The following is a 17,842-nucleotide window of genomic DNA, read 5'->3' on the forward strand; positions in this document are numbered from 1 at the left end:
TTTGTAGTCCAAAAACTACATGTGATTGAGCTCGAGCAGACCGAGACGTTTCGGAGGTGGCGATCGCGTCTCCGAGATGAGCGTGCCAGAGCGTTAATTGCGTCGCGCCTAGATCGGCTGGCTCAAGGGCACGCTGGCGATGTCGAGCCGGTGGGCGATGGCGTGAGCGAACTGCGGATCCATTACGGCCCCGGCTACCGCATCTATTTTCAGAAGCGGGGCAACACGATCATCGTTTTGCTTTGCGGTGGCGACAAGAGCACGCAGGCGAAAGACATCAAGGCGGCAAAGAGCCTTGCCGTCATGTGGAGCGAATGACATGGCCGAAAAACTGACGACTTATGACCCGGCCGAGGACCTTCAATCCGACGAGGCCATTGCCGTCTTCATGGAAGAGGCGTTCAAGACTGAGGATGCCGCTTATATCGCCCATGCCCTTGGCGTCGTCGCCCGCGCCAAGGGCATGACGCAAATCGCCAAGGAGACAGGTCTTTCTCGTGAGCAGCTCTATCGCTCATTCAGCGCCAACGGCAATCCGACGCTCAAAACGACGATAGCGGTGATGAAGGCGCTCGGAATCGAACTTACTGCCAAGCCCCACGCCTAGTCGGCCCATCTCACTCCACCCCATACCAGCGCACCAGGCGCGGCGCGGCCCAGTCGGTCACGACGGATTCGATCAGCCAGCGTCCGGGTGAGATCGCCGCGAACGCGACGCGCTGGGTCTGGCCGGGCTCGATCGCGAGTGTATCGAGCCAGTAGGGCTTCCAGCCGTCGTCCAGCTTGTCGAGCAGGCGGAACGGATGGCCGTGCAGGTGGAAGACCGTGGTGACGGGGGCGGGGTTCTTCAGGGCCAGAACAACGGTGCGGCCGGTCTTGGCGCGGAAGGCGGGGGCTGAGGCCGTGGAGAAGCTTGCGGGCCGTGCCCAGCCGGCATCGGCCGCGCCGAGCGCGACATCGAACCGCACGGCGCCTTTCAGATCGAGCTTCTCGGGGAGATCATTCGACGGCAGCGGCTGTGGCGGCAACAGCGGCGCGCGCCGCTCCGATTGGCCCGATACCTTGAGGCTGCCCACCTGGTGCGTCTCCTTGCCGTCATGCAGCAGGAATGCGGCCGAGGTGGCTGTATCCACAAACACGTCGGCACGTCCGCCGGGGGCCAGCACCAGGGCCCCGTTGCGCGCGGGGAACGGCTCGGCTGGTTGTCCGTCCAGGGCCATCACGCGGACCTCGTGGCTTCCAAATTTGAGTGCCAGAACAGTACGTTGGGAGCCGTTGATGAAGCGCAGTCGCAGCCGCTCATTGGCCGCGGCTGAGAGTTCGAATGAAGTCTTGCCATTGACCGTGTAGAGCCGTGTCGCGTCCTTCGGGTCCTGGCCCGGCGGGACCGCGGTGCCGTCCGGTCGCAGGCGCCATTCCTCGATCAACAGGACCTCGTCGCGATCGACGCCGACCGGGCTGGTCTCGGCCGCGGTGATCGCGAGCGGGCGCGCGGGCTGCTTCAGACCGCCTTCGAAGAGACGGAAGTCAGCCAGCAGGGTACCGGCGCTTGGTATTGAAATGATTGACGTTTCGGTCGTGTCCGGCGCGGCGGGCGCGCGCCCTCGCAGCGGGTCGGCGGCGGTCGCGGCATTGAGGCCGTACCAGACCGGCGCAAGTGGCACAGGCAGGTCGTTGCGAAACACCACCTCGCAGCGGTCGCCGCGCTTGAGACGGACGGTCCCGAGATGGCTTACGGCGGCCAGCTCCCAGATTGCTGTAGCTGGTTGCCCCGCCTTCAAAGCCAGGGTTGCCGGCCTCGCCTGAAGCGCGAGCTGGGCGGTCACGAGCGGCCCTGCGCCGCCGGTCATCAACCCGGCCGCCGAGGCCCCTAGACCGGTCAAAACCTCACGTCGCGTCGAGTCAAGAATCCGCGGTTTCATGACGTGATCCGGACCATGCCGTGCTGGATAAGTCCAGCCATCGTGCCTACTTGAAGCATGCCTCCAACCGGCCATTTTTTTGCTGCGAACAGTCAGGCACATGCTATAAGCCCGGCCGCCCGCGGCATCGCGGCCGGTCTTGATGCAAATTCACGCGGGCGTGGCGGAACTGGTAGACGCGCTGGATTTAGGTTCCAGTGACGAAAGTTGTGGGGGTTCGAGTCCCTCCGCCCGCACCAAGCGCTTTTCGCGTTTGCACGGATTACGAGACCTGCTCCTCGCGGATGATCGTCCGTCCGGAGCCGGTCCGATGAACCACCGGTGTCGAGGCGTTTGCCTCGCGCCGGATCGATTAATGAGAGCGTCCCGACGCGCGATGTGCCGGGACCGAACGAGAAGAAGATTGGACGCCATGCAGGTCACAGAAACCCTCTCGGAAGGTTTGAAGCACGAGTTCAAGATCAGCGTTCCCGCGTCTGATCTCGATGCCAAGGCCGGCGCCAAGCTGGTCGACCTCAAGGACAAGGTCCGCATCAACGGCTTCCGTCCGGGCAAGGTGCCGGTCGCGCACCTGAAGAAGGTGTATGGCCGCTCGGTGATGGCCGAAACCATCGACCAGACCATTCGCGACACCAACACGCAGCTGTTCTCCGAACGCGGCTTCCGCCTCGCGACCGAGCCGAAGATCACCATGCCGACGGAGCAGAAGGACGTCGAGGAGCTGCTGAGCGGCAAGTCTGATCTGACCTATACGGTCGCGATCGAGGTGGTGCCGGCGATCGCGCTCGCCGACTTCAAGACCTTCCAGGTCGAGAAGCCCGTTGCCGATGTCACCGACAGCGATGTCGACGAGGCGATCAAGCGCATCGCCGATTCCAACCGCACCTATGCCGCCAAGGGCGAGGGCGCGAAGGCCGAGTCGGGCGACCGCGTCACCATCAACTTCAAGGGCAGCATCAACGGCGAAGTCTTCGAGGGCGGCACCGGCGAAGGCATCCAGGTCGTGATCGGCTCGAACACCTTTATCCCGGGCTTCGAGGAGCAGCTGATCGGCATCGGCGCGAACGAGACCCGCACACTGAAAGTGTCGTTCCCCAAGAACTACATGAACGACAAGCTCGCCGGCCAGCCCGCCGAGTTCGAGACCACCGCGACCCTGATCGAGGCGCCGCAGGACCTTGCGATCGACGACGAGTTCGCCAAATCGCTCGGCCTGGAATCGCTGGACAAGCTCAAGGAAGCCGCGCGCGAGCGCCTTTCCGCCGAGTTCGCGACCGCGACGCGCCAGCGCGTCAAGCGCGCACTGCTCGACCGCCTCGACGAGGCGCATCGCTTCGAGGCGCCGCCCTCGTTGATCGACGAGGAGTTCAATCTGATGTGGAACTCGGTCAAGGCCGAGATGGATTCCGCCGGCAAGACCTTCGCCGACGAGGACACCACCGAGGACGCCGCCAAGGAAGAGTACCGCAAGATCGCCGATCGCCGCGTGCGGCTTGGCCTCGTGCTCTCCGAGATCGGCGAGAAGAACAAGATCACCGTGACCGACGACGAAGTCGGCCGTGCCGTGATCGAGCGCGCGCGCTCGATGCCCGGTCGCGAGAAGGAGGTCTGGGACTATTACCGCAACAACGCCCAGGCGCTGGCCCAGCTTCGTGCACCGATCTACGAGGACAAGGTCGTCGACTTCATCCTCGAGCTTGCCAACGTGATCGAGAAGAAGGTCTCGCGCGAGGATCTGTACAAGGACGACGAGGCGGAAAAGACCGCCGCCTGAGTGATTTGAAGCAGTCTTCCATTAAGGATGATCAGCGAAGGGGCCCAGCTAGCCAGATGGCCGGCTGGGCCTCTTTGCGCGAATCAGCTTCAACTCCCCGGCGGATTAAGCCTTAATGCGCTCCGCACTTGTCAGGCGCGAATTGGGCTATATCTGTCGGTACGCCTTCTACCTCTTACCCAAGTTCCTGCATCACGGGACGTCCATCCGCCCCTCGGGCGCCTCCAGCCAAACTGGCAGCCCCGGCGATGTCCGTCTTCGAAAACCCTAGGTGACTCATGCGCGATCCGGTTGAAACCTACATGAACCTCGTGCCCATGGTGGTCGAGCAGACCAACCGTGGCGAGCGCGCCTACGACATTTTCTCGCGCCTGTTGAAGGAGCGCATCATCTTCGTGACCGGCCCGGTCGAGGACGGCATGTCGACGCTGATCGTCGCGCAGCTCTTGTTCCTCGAGGCGGAAAATCCGAAGAAGGAAATCTCGATGTACATCAACTCGCCGGGCGGCGTGGTGACGTCGGGCCTTGCGATCTACGACACCATGCAGTTCATCCGCCCGCCGGTGTCGACGCTGTGCACGGGGCAGGCGGCCTCGATGGGTTCGCTGCTGCTCGCGGCCGGCGAGAAGGACATGCGCTTCTCGCTGCCGAACGCGCGCATCATGGTGCATCAGCCCTCCGGCGGCTTCCAGGGCCAGGCCACCGACATTATGCTGCACGCCCAGGAAATCCTGAACCTGAAGAAGCGGCTCAACGAGATCTACGTGAAGCACACCGGCCAGACCTACAAGTCGATCGAGGATGCGCTGGAACGCGACAAGTTCCTGACCGCGAACGACGCCAAGGAGTTCGGCCTGGTCGACAAGGTCATCGACAAGCGTGCCGAGGAGCCGGCGCAAGCGAAGACCCCGTAGCACTACGGGGTCTTCGCGGCGGTCCCTCAGATCGCCGTGGACCTGTCGGGGTGCGTCCACGTTAGGTGCGGGTGCGCGCGTCGCAAAACGCGGTTTTGCGCGCTGCGACAAGCAGAAAGTTCCGCTTTCGTGCTCTTTTCGTGGCAATCCAGCAACGCCGGGGTGATTTCGATCACTTCGTCCGTGCCAAGACCGGAAATCACGGTATTGTCACGGGTAGCCGGCGGCGTCCGATTAGCGAATTCTTGATAGTCGGGTGACAGCATGGTTGGCTACGATTGATCGGCTATGATCGCGGGAGAATCGAGTGACCGTGATTCGCACGGGATGTAATGCGTAGGGTCTTTTTTGGTACGGAATTTGCTCTACTTAAGCTTCATGCCGGCCATCGTGTCGGAATGGAGCGATCGAGCGGAACGGGATCGAACCGCGGACGGAGACAGGAATGAGTAAGGTCGGCACGAGCGACTCCAAGAACACGCTATATTGCTCGTTCTGCGGCAAGAGCCAGCACGAAGTCCGCAAACTGATCGCGGGTCCCACGGTCTTCATCTGCGACGAGTGCGTCGAGCTCTGCATGGACATCATCCGCGAGGAGAACAAGTCCTCGCTGGTCAAGTCGCGCGACGGGATTCCGACGCCGAAGGAAATCTGCAAGGTGCTGGACGATTACGTGATCGGCCAGAGCCATGCGAAGAAGGTCCTGTCGGTGGCGGTGCACAACCACTACAAGCGCCTCAACCATCAGACCAAGCACAACGACGTCGAGCTCGCGAAGTCGAACATCCTGCTGATCGGTCCAACCGGCTCGGGCAAGACGCTGCTCGCGCAGACGCTGGCCCGCATCCTGGACGTGCCGTTCACGATGGCGGATGCGACCACGCTGACCGAGGCCGGCTATGTCGGCGAGGACGTCGAGAACATCATCCTGAAGCTGCTCCAGGCCGCCGATTACAATGTCGAGCGCGCCCAGCGCGGCATCGTCTATATCGACGAAATCGACAAGATCAGTCGTAAGTCCGACAACCCCTCGATCACGCGCGATGTGTCCGGTGAGGGCGTGCAGCAGGCGCTGCTCAAGATCATGGAGGGCACGGTGGCTTCGGTCCCGCCGCAGGGCGGCCGCAAGCATCCGCAGCAGGAGTTCCTGCAAGTGGATACCACCAACATCCTCTTCATCTGCGGCGGCGCTTTCGCCGGCCTCGAGAAGATCATCTCCGCACGCGGGCGGTCGACTTCGATCGGCTTCGGCGCCCAGGTGCTCGCCCCGGAGGACCGCCGTACCGGCGAGATCTTCCGTCACGTCGAGCCTGAGGACCTCCTGAAGTACGGCCTCATCCCCGAATTCGTCGGCCGTCTGCCGGTCGTGGCGACGCTCGAGGACCTCGATGAGACCTCGCTGAAGAAGATCCTGACGGAGCCGAAGAACGCGCTGGTGAAACAGTACCAGCGGCTGTTCGAGATGGAGAACATCGAACTGACCTTCGCCGACGAGGCGCTTGGCGCGGTCGCCCGCAAGGCGATCGAGCGCAAGACCGGCGCGCGCGGATTGCGCTCGATCCTCGAGGCGATCCTGCTCGAGACCATGTTCGACCTGCCGGGCCTGGAAGGTGTGGAAGAAGTCGTGATTTCCCGGGAAGTGGTGGAAGGAACGGCGCGTCCGCTCTACATCTATGCCGATCGGTCCGATCGCGCCGTCGAGAACGCCAGCGCCTGATCCGGCGGCGCTGGATCGATCCAATCGTCTCCTCGAGATGGGCTGCGGAACTGTATCTCCGCAGCCCGTGTTGCGTCGCTTATTTGCGTGCGTAAGCGCCTGATGGCGCGCGTTTTTCAATGACTTGACACCCCCCGGGTCGATAGCCACCTAATGTCGGCGGCGAGCGAAAATTCTCTTCAAGATTCGCCTCAGTTCCATCCGGCCAGCCGGTCCAACCTGTAGAGGACCGATCGGTTCTGCGGATCACCTCGGCACCTTGTGGCGGTTGCGCATCATCAGCGGGCTGCGTGCAAGGGGGCAAAGCAAAAGGAAAAGGCCATGACCAATCCCAAACCCCGGCCAACCATCGTCCATGGCGAAACGCACGCCTATCCCGTGCTGCCGCTGCGCGACATCGTCGTCTTCCCGCACATGATCGTTCCGCTCTTCGTCGGCCGCGAGAAGTCGATCCGCGCGCTCGAAGAGGTGATGAAGAACGATGCGCTGATCATGCTCGCGACGCAGAAGAACGCGTCTGACGATGATCCGGCGCCCGATGCCATCTACGAGACCGGGACGCTTGCCAGCGTGCTCCAGCTCTTGAAGCTTCCGGACGGCACCGTGAAGGTGCTGGTCGAAGGGCTCGAGCGTGCGCGCGTGGCAAAATACACCGATCGCGCCGACTATTACGAGGCGACTGCCGTTGCGCTCGCCGACACCGATGCCAAGTCGGTCGAGGCGGAGGCGCTGGCGCGCTCGGTCGTGTCCGACTTCGAGAGCTATGTGAAGCTCAACAAGAAGATCTCGGCCGAGGTCGTCGGCGTCGTGCAGGCGATCACCGATCTCGCCAAGCTCGCCGACACGGTTGCTTCGCATCTCGCCGTCAAGATCGCGGATCGCCAGGGCATCCTGGAGACGCTGTCCGTCACCACGCGCCTGGAGAAGGTGCTGGGCCTGATGGAAAGCGAGATCTCGGTGCTGCAGGTCGAGAAGCGGATTCGTTCTCGTGTCAAACGACAAATGGAGAAGACCCAGCGCGAGTATTATCTCAACGAGCAGATGAAGGCGATCCAGAAGGAACTCGGCGACGATGACGGTCGCGACGAGCTCGCCGACCTCGAAGAGAAGATCTCCAAGACCAAGCTGTCCAAGGAAGCGCGCGAGAAGGCGCAGCATGAATTGAAGAAGCTGCGCCAGATGTCGCCGATGTCCGCGGAAGCGACCGTCGTGCGCAACTATCTGGACTGGCTGCTGTCGATCCCGTGGAACAAGAAGTCCAAGGTGAAGAAGGATCTGGAGGCCGCGCAGGCCATCCTGGACTCCGATCACTATGGGCTGGAGAAGGTCAAGGAACGCATCGTCGAGTATCTTGCCGTGCAGTCGCGCGCCAACAAGCTGACCGGGCCGATCCTGTGCCTCGTCGGACCTCCCGGCGTCGGCAAGACCTCGCTCGGCAAGTCGATCGCGAAGGCGACGGGACGCGAATTCGTGCGCGTCTCGCTCGGCGGCGTGCGTGACGAGGCCGAGATTCGCGGTCACCGCCGCACCTATATCGGCTCGATGCCCGGCAAGATCATCCAGTCGATGCGCAAGGCGAAGTCGTCCAATCCGCTGTTCCTGCTGGACGAGATCGACAAGATGGGCGCCGACTTCCGCGGCGATCCGTCCTCGGCGCTGCTTGAGGTCCTCGACCCCGAGCAGAACGCGACCTTCAACGACCACTATCTCGAGGTGGACTACGATCTGTCCAACGTGATGTTCATCACGACCGCGAATACGCTCAATATTCCCGGGCCGCTGATGGACCGCATGGAGATCATCCGGATCGCGGGCTACACCGAGAACGAGAAGGTCGAGATCTCGCGCAAGCACCTGATCCCGAACGCGGTGTCCAAGCACGGCCTGGACACCAAGGAGTTCTCGATCGACGACGATGCGTTGCTGCTTTTGATCCGCCGCTACACCCGCGAAGCGGGCGTGCGCAATCTGGAGCGTGAGCTCTCGACACTCGCCCGCAAGGCGGTGAAGGAGCTGATGATCTCCAAGAAAAAGTCGGTCAAGGTCACCGAGAAGACTCTGGAAGAGCTGCTCGGCGTGCCGAAGTACCGCTTCGGCGAGATCGAGAGCGAGCCGCAGGTCGGCATCGTCACGGGCCTCGCCTGGACCGATGTCGGCGGCGAGTTGCTGACGATCGAGGGCGTCATGATGCCCGGCAAGGGCAAGATGACGGTCACGGGCAATCTGCGCGACGTCATGAAGGAGTCGATCTCGGCGGCGGCGTCCTATGTCCGCTCGCGCGCGATCAACTACGGCGTCGAGCCGCCGCTGTTCGACCGGCGCGACATCCACGTGCACGTGCCGGAAGGCGCGACGCCGAAGGACGGCCCGTCCGCCGGTGTCGCCATGGCCACCGCGATCATCTCGGTCATGACCGGCATTCCGGTCCGCCACGATGTCGCGATGACCGGCGAGATCACGTTGCGCGGTCGCGTGCTGCCGATCGGCGGCCTGAAGGAGAAGCTGTTGGCTGCCGCCCGCGGCGGCATCAAGACGGTGCTGATCCCCGAGGACAACGCCAAGGATCTCACGGAGATTTCCGATGCGATCAAGGGCGGCATGGAGATCATCCCGGTCTCGCGCCTCGACGACGTCGTCGCCAAGGCGCTGGTGAGGAAGCCTGTGCCGATCGTCTGGGAAGAGGACACCAAGGTGACGGTGAAGCCGGATGGCGACGAGGCCGCCGGCGGCCTGACCGCTCACTGAGATTTTGCAAAGGATGATAAAACGGCGCCTTCGGGCGCCGTTTTTGTTTTGGGGGGAAGGGGAGGAGGCAATGCACATCGACGGGCAATGCCATTGCGGGCAGATCACCTTTGAAGCCGAGATCGACCCCGAGGCCGTCTCGGTCTGCCATTGCCGGGACTGTCAGACGCTGACGGGCTCGCCGTTCCGGGTCACCGCGATCTGTTCCGCGGCGGATGTCCGCCTGACCGCCGGCACGCCCAAAATCTACGGCAAGCGCGGCGACAACGGCCGGATGCGCTTCCAGCACTTCTGCGCCGACTGCGGTTCCCCGCTGTTCACCAGCGGCGAGGGCGACCAGGCCGACGATTGGGGCATCCGCTGGGGCAGCATCCGGCGACGCGATCAATTGCGACCGGTGCGGCAGATCTGGTGCCAGTCGGCGGCGGTGTGGATCGACGCCGTACCGTTGCTGCCGGGCAGGCCGCAAGATTGAGGTCCAACTCGCTGGGGTTGGGGTCTTGCCGGTTCGGGGCCCGTAGGGCTAAAGAGGCGGCGAGGGCGGTTAGCTCAGCTGGTTAGAGCATCTCGTTTACACCGAGAGGGTCCGCGGTTCGAATCCGTGACCGCCCACCACTTTTCGATTTGCCGGGCCAAGCAGGCTGCCATGCCTGGGAGACCAATTGGTGCATGGCATCAGCGCAAAGCCTCCATTCGGTCGGAGCTGGCTGGTTCGTTCGAAGGGCACATCACCCCGCCACCCGACCCTGCAACCCGCGACCGGGCATGCCGACAGTCACCGTGGAGCGGTCACCTGCCCCACAGTGTCGCGTCGTCATTCCTGATGGACGTATCAGGCCGTCTTGGTGAATAGTGTCAGGACGCCTTCGGCGATGTTGATCGCAACGACCTGCGCCGAGGTCAGACCCTTCGCCTTGAGCGCGGATGCCGCCTGGGGAGTGGCGTCAATCGTCTTCCGGAGCGATTGAATATCGTCATCGCTTGTCTGTGCGACGATCTCGTCGACCTTCGAGCGCACTGCTGGCTGCAAGTCCTTGATGTCGACAACCTGGATCTGGCGGATGACGGTGCTCTGAGCGGGCGGCGATTCTGCTCCCGGCTGCGACGATGTTCCCTGCGCCTGCACGAAAGTCGGCGTCCCGAAGGAGAGGGTTGCGATAATGAGGGGTGCCACGATGCTGCGCATGGTCATGCCTTTCCAAGGTGAGCAACCTGAAAATGCTATCCACGAAATCTGGTTGTCGTCTGCTTCGGATGCGGCCATTCAGTGTAAGCTATGCGGCCACAATGCGAGCTTCTCCCGCCGGAACCGCAGCCATTCTCGGCAGCAGCGGCTGTGGTCCTCGCAGAATACTGCGTTACGATCCGGCCAGGGACCCGACGCAGGGTGAACCCCGCAATTGCGGGAACGGCGGATCGACAATGCTAGGGATCAAAGACCGGATGGAACAGCCGAGCGGACACGAACTCAACGCCGACCAGATCGCCTATTGGAACGGCCCGAGCGGGCAGCGCTGGGCCGAGCGCCACGGGGTGCAGGAGAAGCTGCTCGGGCCCATTGCCGATCTCCTGATCAACCGTGCCCGCTTGAAGCCGGGCGAGCGCGTGATCGACGTCGGCTGCGGCTCCGGTGCGACGACGGTGGCGATCGCAAAGGCGGTGGCGCCGGATGGCTTTGCGCTCGGGCTCGATGTGTCCGAGCCGATGCTGTCGCAGGCGCGTGCGTCGGCGCCGAAGGGGCTGCCGCTCGATTTCGTGCTGGCGGATGCAACCGTCCATCCGTTCGAGCCGGCGAGCTTTGATCTGCTCGCGTCGCGCTTCGGCGTGATGTTCTTCGCCGACCCCATTGCGTCCTTCATCAATTTGCGCCGCGCGCTGAAGCCGTCAGGGGGGCTTGCTTTCGTCTGCTGGCGCGAGCCGAAGGAAAATCCCTGGATGATGGCGCCGCTAATGGCGGTCTACAAGCACGTGCCGAAGATGCCGCCGGTCGGGCCAGAGGAGCCGGGCCCGTTCGCCTTCGCATCGGAGGAGCGCGTGACGCGCATCCTCAAAGGCGCGGGCTTCGTCGATATGGCGATGGAGCCGCACAATCTCGCGATGGATATCGCGATCGGCGGTGGTCTCGATGCCGCCGTCGACGGCTCGCTCCAGATCGGCCCGGCCAGCCGCGCGCTTCAGGGCCATCCGCCGGAGACCTATGAGGCCGCAAAAGCCTCGATCCGCGAAGCGCTCGCGCCGTTCCTCAAGGGACAGACCGTCGAGTTGCAAGGCGCGATCTGGATCGTGACGGCGAAGGCGGCGTAAGCGCCGCTCTCTCCGCGCAGGCCCCGTCACACCACATCATCCGGCGCCAGCGCGCAGCCGTTGTCGGGATGCGTCTCGACCTGAAGCGTGGTGTGGCCGATGCGGAATGACGTCTTCAGCAGCTGCGCCGTCTCCATCAGGAATGCGTCGCCGCTGCCTGCGGGCATGACCAGGTGGCAAGTCAGTGCCGTCTCGGTGGTGGAGATCGGCCAGACGTGGAGATCGTGGATTGCGGACACGCCCGGCCGCGCCAGCAAGAACGCCCTGATCGCGGCAAGGTCGGTGCCTTTGGGCGCCGCCGCCATCGACATGTCGATGGACCCGCGCAGCAGGCTGGTCGTGCTCCAGAGAATGGTAGCGCAGATGACGAGGCTGGCGACGGGATCGAGCCAGAGCCAGCCGGTCCAGATGATCAGCGCCGCCGAGACCACGACGCCGAGCGAGACCGCGGCGTCGGCCGCCATGTGCAGGTACGCGCCCTCGATGTTGATGTCGTCCTTGCGCCCGCGCGCGAACAGCATGGCGGTAAACCCGTTGATGAGGATGCCGATGCCGGCGACCACCATCACCGTTACGCCTGCGACGGGCTCGGGCTGCTGCAGGCGCAGGATCGCCTCCCAGCCGATCGCACCGGTTGCGACCAGCAGGAACACCGCGTTCGCAAGTGCCGCGAGGATGGTGGAGGCGCGCAGGCCGTAAGTGAAGCGGCCGCTCGGCGCGCGGCGCGCTGCGATCGAGGCCCCCCAGGCCACGACCAGGCCGAGTACGTCGGAAAGATTGTGACCTGCGTCCGCCAGCAGGGCAGTGGAGTTGCCGACATAGCCGTAGATCGCCTCGGCCACGACCAGCGCGATATTGAGCGAAATGCCGATCGCGAATGCCATGCCGAAACTGGCGGGCGCATGGACATGGGCATGGCCGTGACCATGGCCATGATCATGGGCGTCGCCGGCATGGTCATGGTGGTGATGACCGTGATGGTCGTGGCTTCCCACCTCTAGCGCTCCCCGGAAGCTGCCAAGTCCGGCGCCATTGTAGGCGCTTCCCGCGCGACGTCACGACGGAACAGGACATAGAGCGCCGGCAGCACCAAGAGCGTCAGCACCGTGGACGAGATGATGCCGCCGATCACCACGGTCGCGAGCGGCCGCTGCACCTCGGCGCCCGCGCCGGTGGCGAGTGCCATCGGCACGAAGCCGAGGGAGGCGACGAGGGCCGTCATCAGCACCGGCCGTAGCCGCGTCAGGGCGCCTTTGCGCACGGCCTCCGCAACGGATCGTCCCTCACTGCGCAGACGCTCGATGAAGGCGATGATCACGAGCCCGTTGAGCACAGCAACGCCCGACAGCGCGATGAAGCCGACGCCGGCGCTGATGGACAGGGGAATGTCGCGCAGCAGCAGTGCCGCAACGCCGCCGGTCAGCGCCAGCGGCACCCCGGAGAAGACGAGAGCCGCATCGGCCACCGATCCCATGCCCATGAACAGCAGCAGGAACACCAGGAGCAGTGCCACCGGCACCACGATGGTGAGCCGCTTCGTGGCCGAGACCAGCTGCTCGAACTGGCCGCCCCAGCCGATCCAGTAACCCGGCGGCAGCTTGACCTTCTCGGCCACGGCCGCCTCGGCCTCGGCCACGAAGGAGCCGAGATCGCGCGCGCGGACATTGGCGGTGACGACGATCCGCCGCTTGCCGTTCTCGCGGCTGATCTGGTTGGGTCCGGGCGTCGCATCGACGGTTGCCACCGACGACAGCGGCACGTAGCGCATCTGGGCGAGGGGAGAGGCGGATAGTGCCGTTCGGAGCGGCATGTTGGCCGTGGCCTCGTCACCGGGCGGGAGCGGGATCGGGATCGCCCGGATCGCCTCGAGATTGCCGCGCAAATGCTCCGGCAGGCGAACCACGATGTCGAAGCGGCGGTCGCCCTCGAACAGCTTCCCGGCCGACTTGCCGCCGATGGCGATCTCGACGATGCCCTGCACCTCGGCGACGCTGAGGCCGTAGCCGGCGAGCGCCTGGCGGTCGAGCCGCACCGTGAGGATCGGCAGCCCCGCGACCTGCTCGATCTTGACATCGCTGGCGCCGCGGATCCCCCGGATCGCAGCCTCGACCTGCCTGGCAGCGCCTTGCAGGATGTCGAGATCGTCGCCGAAGATCTTGACCCCGACGTCGGTGCGCACGCCCGAGATCAGCTCGTTGACACGGAACTGGATCGGCTGGGAGATTTCATAGGCGCTGCCGGGAATCTCGTCCGCCGCATGGTCGATCGACTCGATCACCTCCGATTTCGGCTTGTCCGGATCAGGCCATTCGCTGCGGGGCTTCAGCATGATGTAGCCGTCGGTCTGTGCCGGCGACATCGGATCGGTCGCGATCTCTGCAGTGCCGATGCGGGTGAAGAATTCCTTGACTTCCGGGATTTGCATGAGGCGCTTCTCCAGCGCCTTCTGAAGGTCCAGCGATTGGGTGAGGCTGGTGCCGGGAATCCGGATCGACGCCAGCGCGACGCCGCCTTCGTCCAGGCTCGGAATGAACTCGCCGCCCATGCGTGTGGCGGCGATGCCGCTTGCGATCACGACGACGACAGCCATGACGGCGACTGCCGCCCGGTTGTCGATGGCAAAGCGGAGCAGGGGGAGATAAGCGCGCTTGGCGGCCCGCATGAACAGGTTTTCGTGTTCGGACACCTTGCCGGTGACGAAGATGGCAACGGCCGCCGGTACGAAGGTGATGGAGAACAGCACGGCCGCCCCGAGCGCCATCAGCACCGTCAGCGCCATCGGCGTGAACATCTTGCCTTCGACGCCGGTCAGCGTCAGCACGGGCAGGTAGACCACGGCGATGATCAGCGTCCCGAACAGGCTCGGCTTGATGACCTCGCTCGACCCGTGCTGGATCGCCCGCAGTCGCTCCGAAAGCGTGAGCAGGCGGCCTTTCTCGCGCTGGGCCTCGGCCAGCATGCGCAGGCAATTCTCGACGATGATGACGGCGCCGTCGACGATGATGCCGAAGTCGATCGCACCCAGGCTCATCAGGTTCGCGCTGACCTTGGTCTCGACCATGCCGGTGATCGTCATGGCCATGGACAGGGGAATGACGCAGGCCGTCACCAGCGAGGCGCGGACGTTTCCGAGGATCAGGAACAGCACGGCCACGACCAGCGCCGCGCCCTCCAGCAGATTGTTCCTGACCGTGCGGATGGTGGCCTCGACGAGGTCGGTGCGGTCGTAGACGGTCCGCGTCACGACGCCTTCGGGCAGCGATTTGGCGATGTCCTCGATGCGGGCTGCGACCCGTCGGGCGACGCTGCGGCTGTTCTCGCCGATCAGCAGCATCGCTGTGCCGAGCACGGTTTCCTCGCCGTCCCGCGTCGCTGCGCCCGTGCGCAGATCGCGGCCCTCCATGACGGTCGCGACGTCCCTGATCCTGACCGGATTGCCGCCGCGTGAGCCGATCACGATGTCCCGGATTTCCTTGACGTTGCCGACCTGGCCGGGCGAGCGGACAAGGTATTGCTCTCCGTTGCGCTCGATATAGCCCGCGCCGACATTGGCGTTGTTGGCGGCCAGCGCCGTCATGACGTCGCGAAAGCCGAGCCGGTAGGCCATCAACTTGCCCGGGTCCGGCAGCACGTGAAATTGCCGCTCGAAGCCGCCAATGGTATTGACCTCGACCACGCCCGGCACGTTGCGAAGCTGCGGCCTGATGATCCAGTCCTGCACGGTGCGCAGATCGGTCAGCGAATAGTCGTGGCCGCCTTGCGTCTTGGCGCCCGCCTTGGCCTCGACCGTGTACATGAAGATTTCGCCGAGCCCGGTCGAGACCGGCCCCATCGCGACCTCGACGCCTGCCGGGAGCTGGTCCTTCACCTGCTGGATGCGTTCGCCGACGAGCTGGCGGGCGAAATAGATGTCGGTGCCGTCCTTGAAGACGACCGTCACCTGGCTGAGGCCGTAGCGCGACAGCGAGCGGGTGTAGTCGAGCTTGGGCAGGCCTCCCATCGCGGTCTCGACGGGGAAAGTGATGCGCTGTTCGGTCTCGAGCGGCGAATAGCCGGGCGCGCGGGTGTTGATCTGGACCTGGATGTTGGTGATGTCGGGCACCGCGTCGATCGGCAGGCGTTGGAAATTCCAGGCTCCGAAAGCGACGGCGCCGAGCGCGAGCAGCAGGACCAGCCAGCGCTGGCGGAGCGAGAAGGCGAGGATGCGCTCAATCATGCTCGGCCTCGCCCTTGCCCATCTCCGCCTTCACGACGAAGCTGTTCTCCGCGACGTAGTGCTCGCCGGCCGCAAGACCGGCCTTGATCTCGACGAACCTCGGATCGGAATCCCCAAGCTCGACCGGGCGCGCCTCGATCTTGTCGCCGTCCTCGCGCACGAACACGATGGTTCTGTTTTCCAATGTCTGGATCGCGCTGCGGCGCACGGCAACGGCGACGTTGCGCGCGGCGAGAATCAGCCGCGCCGTGACGAACAGGCCGGGACGCAAGCGTCCGTCCGGATTTGGCAGCACCACGCGCGCCAGCGCGGTCTGGGTCTCGCTACTGCCGATCGGCGCCATGTAGGAGATCGTTCCCTTGATCTCGCCGCGGCCGTCGTCGGGATCGATCAGCACCTCGTCGTCGAGACGGACGCGCCTCAAGTCCTGCCGGTAGATCGACAGATCGACCCAGATGGTGGTGAGATCGGCGACGACGAAGGCCGGCTTCTGCTCGGTGGCGTATTCGCCGAGCGAGATCTGCCGCTCGATGATGGTGCCGGCAATCGGCGCCTTGAGCTCGTAGACGGTGAGACTCTGGTTGCTCTCGATCGCGGCGAGCAGATCGTCCTTGGCGACCTTGTCGCCGATGCGCTTCAGAATGGATTTGACGACACCCGGAAAGCGCGGCGTCACCTGCACCACGGCTTCCTGGTTGGCGCGCAGGATGCCGTTGAAGGACAACGTGTCGGTCAGCGTTGCGCTCGCGGCCTCCGCCAGGGTTACCCCCGCAGCCGCCAGCTTCACGTCGGAGATGCGGATGCGGTCGGCGCCGTGCTCGTCCTGCTCGACATGGTCGTTCGGCTTCTTCTGTTCGGAATGTTCGGCGTGCTCGGTGTGTGCGAGCTTGGCCGGGGCGAGCAGGGAATAGCCGTAAGCGCCGAGCGCGGCGGCAACAATGGCGACGAGGAGGGTGGAGAAAGTTTTCATCGTGCGCTCTCCCGCGCCAGCGTGAAGGGATTGCCGACGAGGCCCTCGATGATCGCAACGCCGGCGTGGAAATTCTGCAGCGCCTCCTGCTCGCGCAACCGCGCCTGGGTGACGCTCGCCTGCGCGTCGAGCACCTCGAGCAGGGTGAAGCGGCCCTGGCCGTAACCCTGCGAGATCGCCTCGGACGCCTCGACGGCCTTGGGGATCGCGGTCTCACGCAGCACGGCGAGCTCGCGCAGCGAGCCCTGGACCGAGTCATAGGCGCGGCCGGCAATCACGATCAGCGTGTTGCGATTCGCCTCGCGCTCGGCCCTGGTCTTGGCGAGGCTTTCCTGCGCCGAGAGGATGTTGCCCTGGTTCTGGTCGAACACGGGGATCGGCACGGAGACGGTCAGGCGTGCCGCATCGTCGCCCGTTTCGTTGAAGTGGCGCCAGCCGGCGGCGATACGCACGTCGGGATAGGGTTTGAGTCGTGCCAGCAGCAGCTCGGCGTTGCGCTGCGCGTAAACGGCGGTCCAGCGCACCAGTTGCGGATTGGCATCGATGGCGGCGACAACCGCCTGGAAGGCGGGCGGCCGTCCGGTGGTGTCGAGCCGGCCGGAAACCTCGCCGAATTTCACGGCTGGATCGCCCATCAGCACCGCAAGCTCGCGCCGGGCGCTGGCCAGCGTCGCCTTGAAGCGCTCGCGGTCAGCTTTCACCAGGGCGGAGGCGACCTCCGCGCGGCCGGTCTCGGCGGGCGAGGAGGCGCCGGCCTCGACGCGGCGGCGCAGGAGCGGCGTCAAGCGGTCGATGGCGGCAATCTGCTCGTCGAGGATCTGAATGCGCCGCTGTGCGCCGAGCACGCTGAGGAAGGCGATCGCGGTCTCCGACAGCACCTCCAGCCTGACGGCCTTGCGCTGGATCGCGGCGGCTTCGACGCCGGCGACGCCTGCGGCAATCCGCGCATCGCGCTTGCCGAACAGCTCGAAGGCCTGGCTGATCTGCAGCGTGGTCTCGGCCGATCGCGTCCCGCGATATTTGCCCGAGCCGAAAGAATCATCCTGTTCGTAGGACAGTTCCGGGTTGAGGAGGGCGCCCGCCTGGATGCGCTGGCCGGTGGCGATGCCGACGTCGCGCTCGGCCGCCGTCAGGCGCGGACTTGCGGCCAGCGCGCGCGACAACGCGCTCCGCATCGTCAAAGTCTGGGCGTGAGTCGGCGCAATCGCGAGTCCGGCAATCAGACACGCCGCCACGCACGCCAGGCGCGCGGCCATTCCTCTGGAGAACATGAAGTCGAC

15 protein-coding genes and 2 tRNA genes are annotated in these 17,842 nt (G+C 64.6%); 10 read left to right on the forward strand and 7 right to left on the reverse strand.

All coding sequences use genetic code 11. The features are described from left to right. Window positions 1–21: 21 nt before the first annotated feature. Both EHH60_RS03285 and EHH60_RS03290 read left to right on the forward strand, forming a co-directional pair. The gene (locus EHH60_RS03285; RefSeq protein WP_124158035.1) at window positions 22–318 is read left to right on the forward strand and encodes a type II toxin-antitoxin system RelE/ParE family toxin; all 297 of its coding nucleotides are present in this window, start codon (window positions 22–24) and stop codon (window positions 316–318) included. Window position 319: 1 nt separating this feature from the next. Continuing rightward, window positions 320–607: an addiction module antidote protein gene (locus EHH60_RS03290; RefSeq protein WP_124158036.1), complete on the forward strand. Its 288-nt coding sequence runs from the start codon at window positions 320–322 to the stop codon at window positions 605–607. Window positions 608–617: 10 nt separating this feature from the next. On the opposite strand, the gene EHH60_RS03295 is transcribed toward EHH60_RS03290, so the two are convergent. Then, window positions 618–1,922 carry a multicopper oxidase family protein gene (locus EHH60_RS03295; protein ID WP_124158037.1) on the reverse strand — a complete coding sequence of 435 codons (1,305 nt, stop codon included), beginning with the start codon at window positions 1,920–1,922 and terminating at the stop codon, window positions 618–620. 154 nt (window positions 1,923–2,076) lie between these two features. Between EHH60_RS03295 and EHH60_RS03300 the strand changes: the two genes are divergently transcribed. The 3 genes from EHH60_RS03300 (at window position 2,077) to EHH60_RS03310 (ending at window position 4,610) form a co-directional block, all read left to right on the forward strand. Continuing rightward, a tRNA-Leu gene (locus EHH60_RS03300) sits at window positions 2,077–2,161 on the forward strand. A 173-nt stretch (window positions 2,162–2,334) separates the two neighbouring features. After that, window positions 2,335–3,696: a trigger factor gene (tig, locus tag EHH60_RS03305; protein WP_124158038.1), complete on the forward strand. Its 1,362-nt coding sequence runs from the start codon at window positions 2,335–2,337 to the stop codon at window positions 3,694–3,696. 278 nt (window positions 3,697–3,974) lie between these two features. Further along, entirely contained in the window at window positions 3,975–4,610 is a 636-nt protein-coding gene (locus EHH60_RS03310; RefSeq protein ID WP_124158039.1) for an ATP-dependent Clp protease proteolytic subunit, read from the forward strand. Between the two features lie 26 nt (window positions 4,611–4,636). Here the strand turns inward: EHH60_RS03310 and EHH60_RS03315 are convergent, their stop codons facing one another. After that, the gene (locus EHH60_RS03315; protein WP_124158040.1) at window positions 4,637–4,876 is read right to left on the reverse strand and encodes a hypothetical protein; all 240 of its coding nucleotides are present in this window, start codon (window positions 4,874–4,876) and stop codon (window positions 4,637–4,639) included. Between the two features lie 179 nt (window positions 4,877–5,055). Here EHH60_RS03315 and clpX point away from each other — a divergent pair, with 179 nt between their 5' ends. The 4 genes from clpX to EHH60_RS03335 all read left to right on the forward strand — a co-directional run bounded on the left by clpX (window position 5,056) and on the right by EHH60_RS03335 (window position 9,687). Next, on the forward strand, window positions 5,056–6,327 hold the full coding sequence (clpX, locus tag EHH60_RS03320) for an ATP-dependent Clp protease ATP-binding subunit ClpX (protein ID WP_008547851.1): 1,272 nt from the start codon (window positions 5,056–5,058) through the stop codon (window positions 6,325–6,327). A 321-nt stretch (window positions 6,328–6,648) separates the two neighbouring features. Then, complete coding sequence (gene lon, locus EHH60_RS03325) at window positions 6,649–9,072, forward strand: endopeptidase La (protein ID WP_124158041.1); 2,424 nt, start codon at window positions 6,649–6,651, stop codon at window positions 9,070–9,072. Window positions 9,073–9,142: 70 nt separating this feature from the next. Beyond that, entirely contained in the window at window positions 9,143–9,547 is a 405-nt protein-coding gene (locus EHH60_RS03330; RefSeq protein WP_124158042.1) for a GFA family protein, read from the forward strand. Window positions 9,548–9,610: 63 nt separating this feature from the next. Beyond that, window positions 9,611–9,687, forward strand: a tRNA-Val gene (locus EHH60_RS03335). A 217-nt stretch (window positions 9,688–9,904) separates the two neighbouring features. Here the strand turns inward: EHH60_RS03335 and EHH60_RS03340 are convergent. Then, window positions 9,905–10,264, reverse strand: coding sequence for a hypothetical protein (locus tag EHH60_RS03340; protein WP_124158043.1), 360 nt, complete (start codon window positions 10,262–10,264; stop codon window positions 9,905–9,907). 251 nt (window positions 10,265–10,515) lie between these two features. On the opposite strand from EHH60_RS03340, the gene EHH60_RS03345 reads away from it, so the two are divergent. Next, a complete protein-coding gene (locus EHH60_RS03345; protein WP_199751298.1) occupies window positions 10,516–11,376 on the forward strand; it encodes a class I SAM-dependent methyltransferase in 861 nt (286 codons plus the stop codon). Window positions 11,377–11,402: 26 nt separating this feature from the next. On the opposite strand, the gene EHH60_RS03350 is transcribed toward EHH60_RS03345, so the two are convergent. Genes EHH60_RS03350 through ihpA form a run of 4 tightly spaced genes read right to left on the reverse strand, consistent with a single transcriptional unit; the run spans window position 11,403 to window position 17,833 of the window. After that, window positions 11,403–12,371 carry a cation diffusion facilitator family transporter gene (locus tag EHH60_RS03350; RefSeq protein WP_199751269.1) on the reverse strand — a complete coding sequence of 323 codons (969 nt, stop codon included), beginning with the start codon at window positions 12,369–12,371 and terminating at the stop codon, window positions 11,403–11,405. 2 nt (window positions 12,372–12,373) lie between these two features. Continuing rightward, on the reverse strand, window positions 12,374–15,592 hold the full coding sequence (locus EHH60_RS03355) for an efflux RND transporter permease subunit (RefSeq protein WP_124158044.1): 3,219 nt from the start codon (window positions 15,590–15,592) through the stop codon (window positions 12,374–12,376). Then, window positions 15,585–16,562, reverse strand: coding sequence for a divalent metal ion exporter adaptor subunit IhpB (gene ihpB / locus EHH60_RS03360; protein ID WP_124158045.1), 978 nt, complete (start codon window positions 16,560–16,562; stop codon window positions 15,585–15,587). Before ihpB ends, EHH60_RS03355 begins: the two co-directional genes overlap by 8 nt. Then, window positions 16,559–17,833: a divalent metal ion exporter subunit IhpA gene (gene ihpA / locus EHH60_RS03365; RefSeq protein WP_124158046.1), complete on the reverse strand. Its 1,275-nt coding sequence runs from the start codon at window positions 17,831–17,833 to the stop codon at window positions 16,559–16,561. Before ihpA ends, ihpB begins: the two co-directional genes overlap by 4 nt. Window positions 17,834–17,842 lie beyond the last annotated feature (9 nt).

Origin of the sequence: Bradyrhizobium sp. RP6 (assembly GCF_003837805.1) — a bacterium.
Classification (GTDB): domain Bacteria; phylum Pseudomonadota; class Alphaproteobacteria; order Rhizobiales; family Xanthobacteraceae; genus Bradyrhizobium.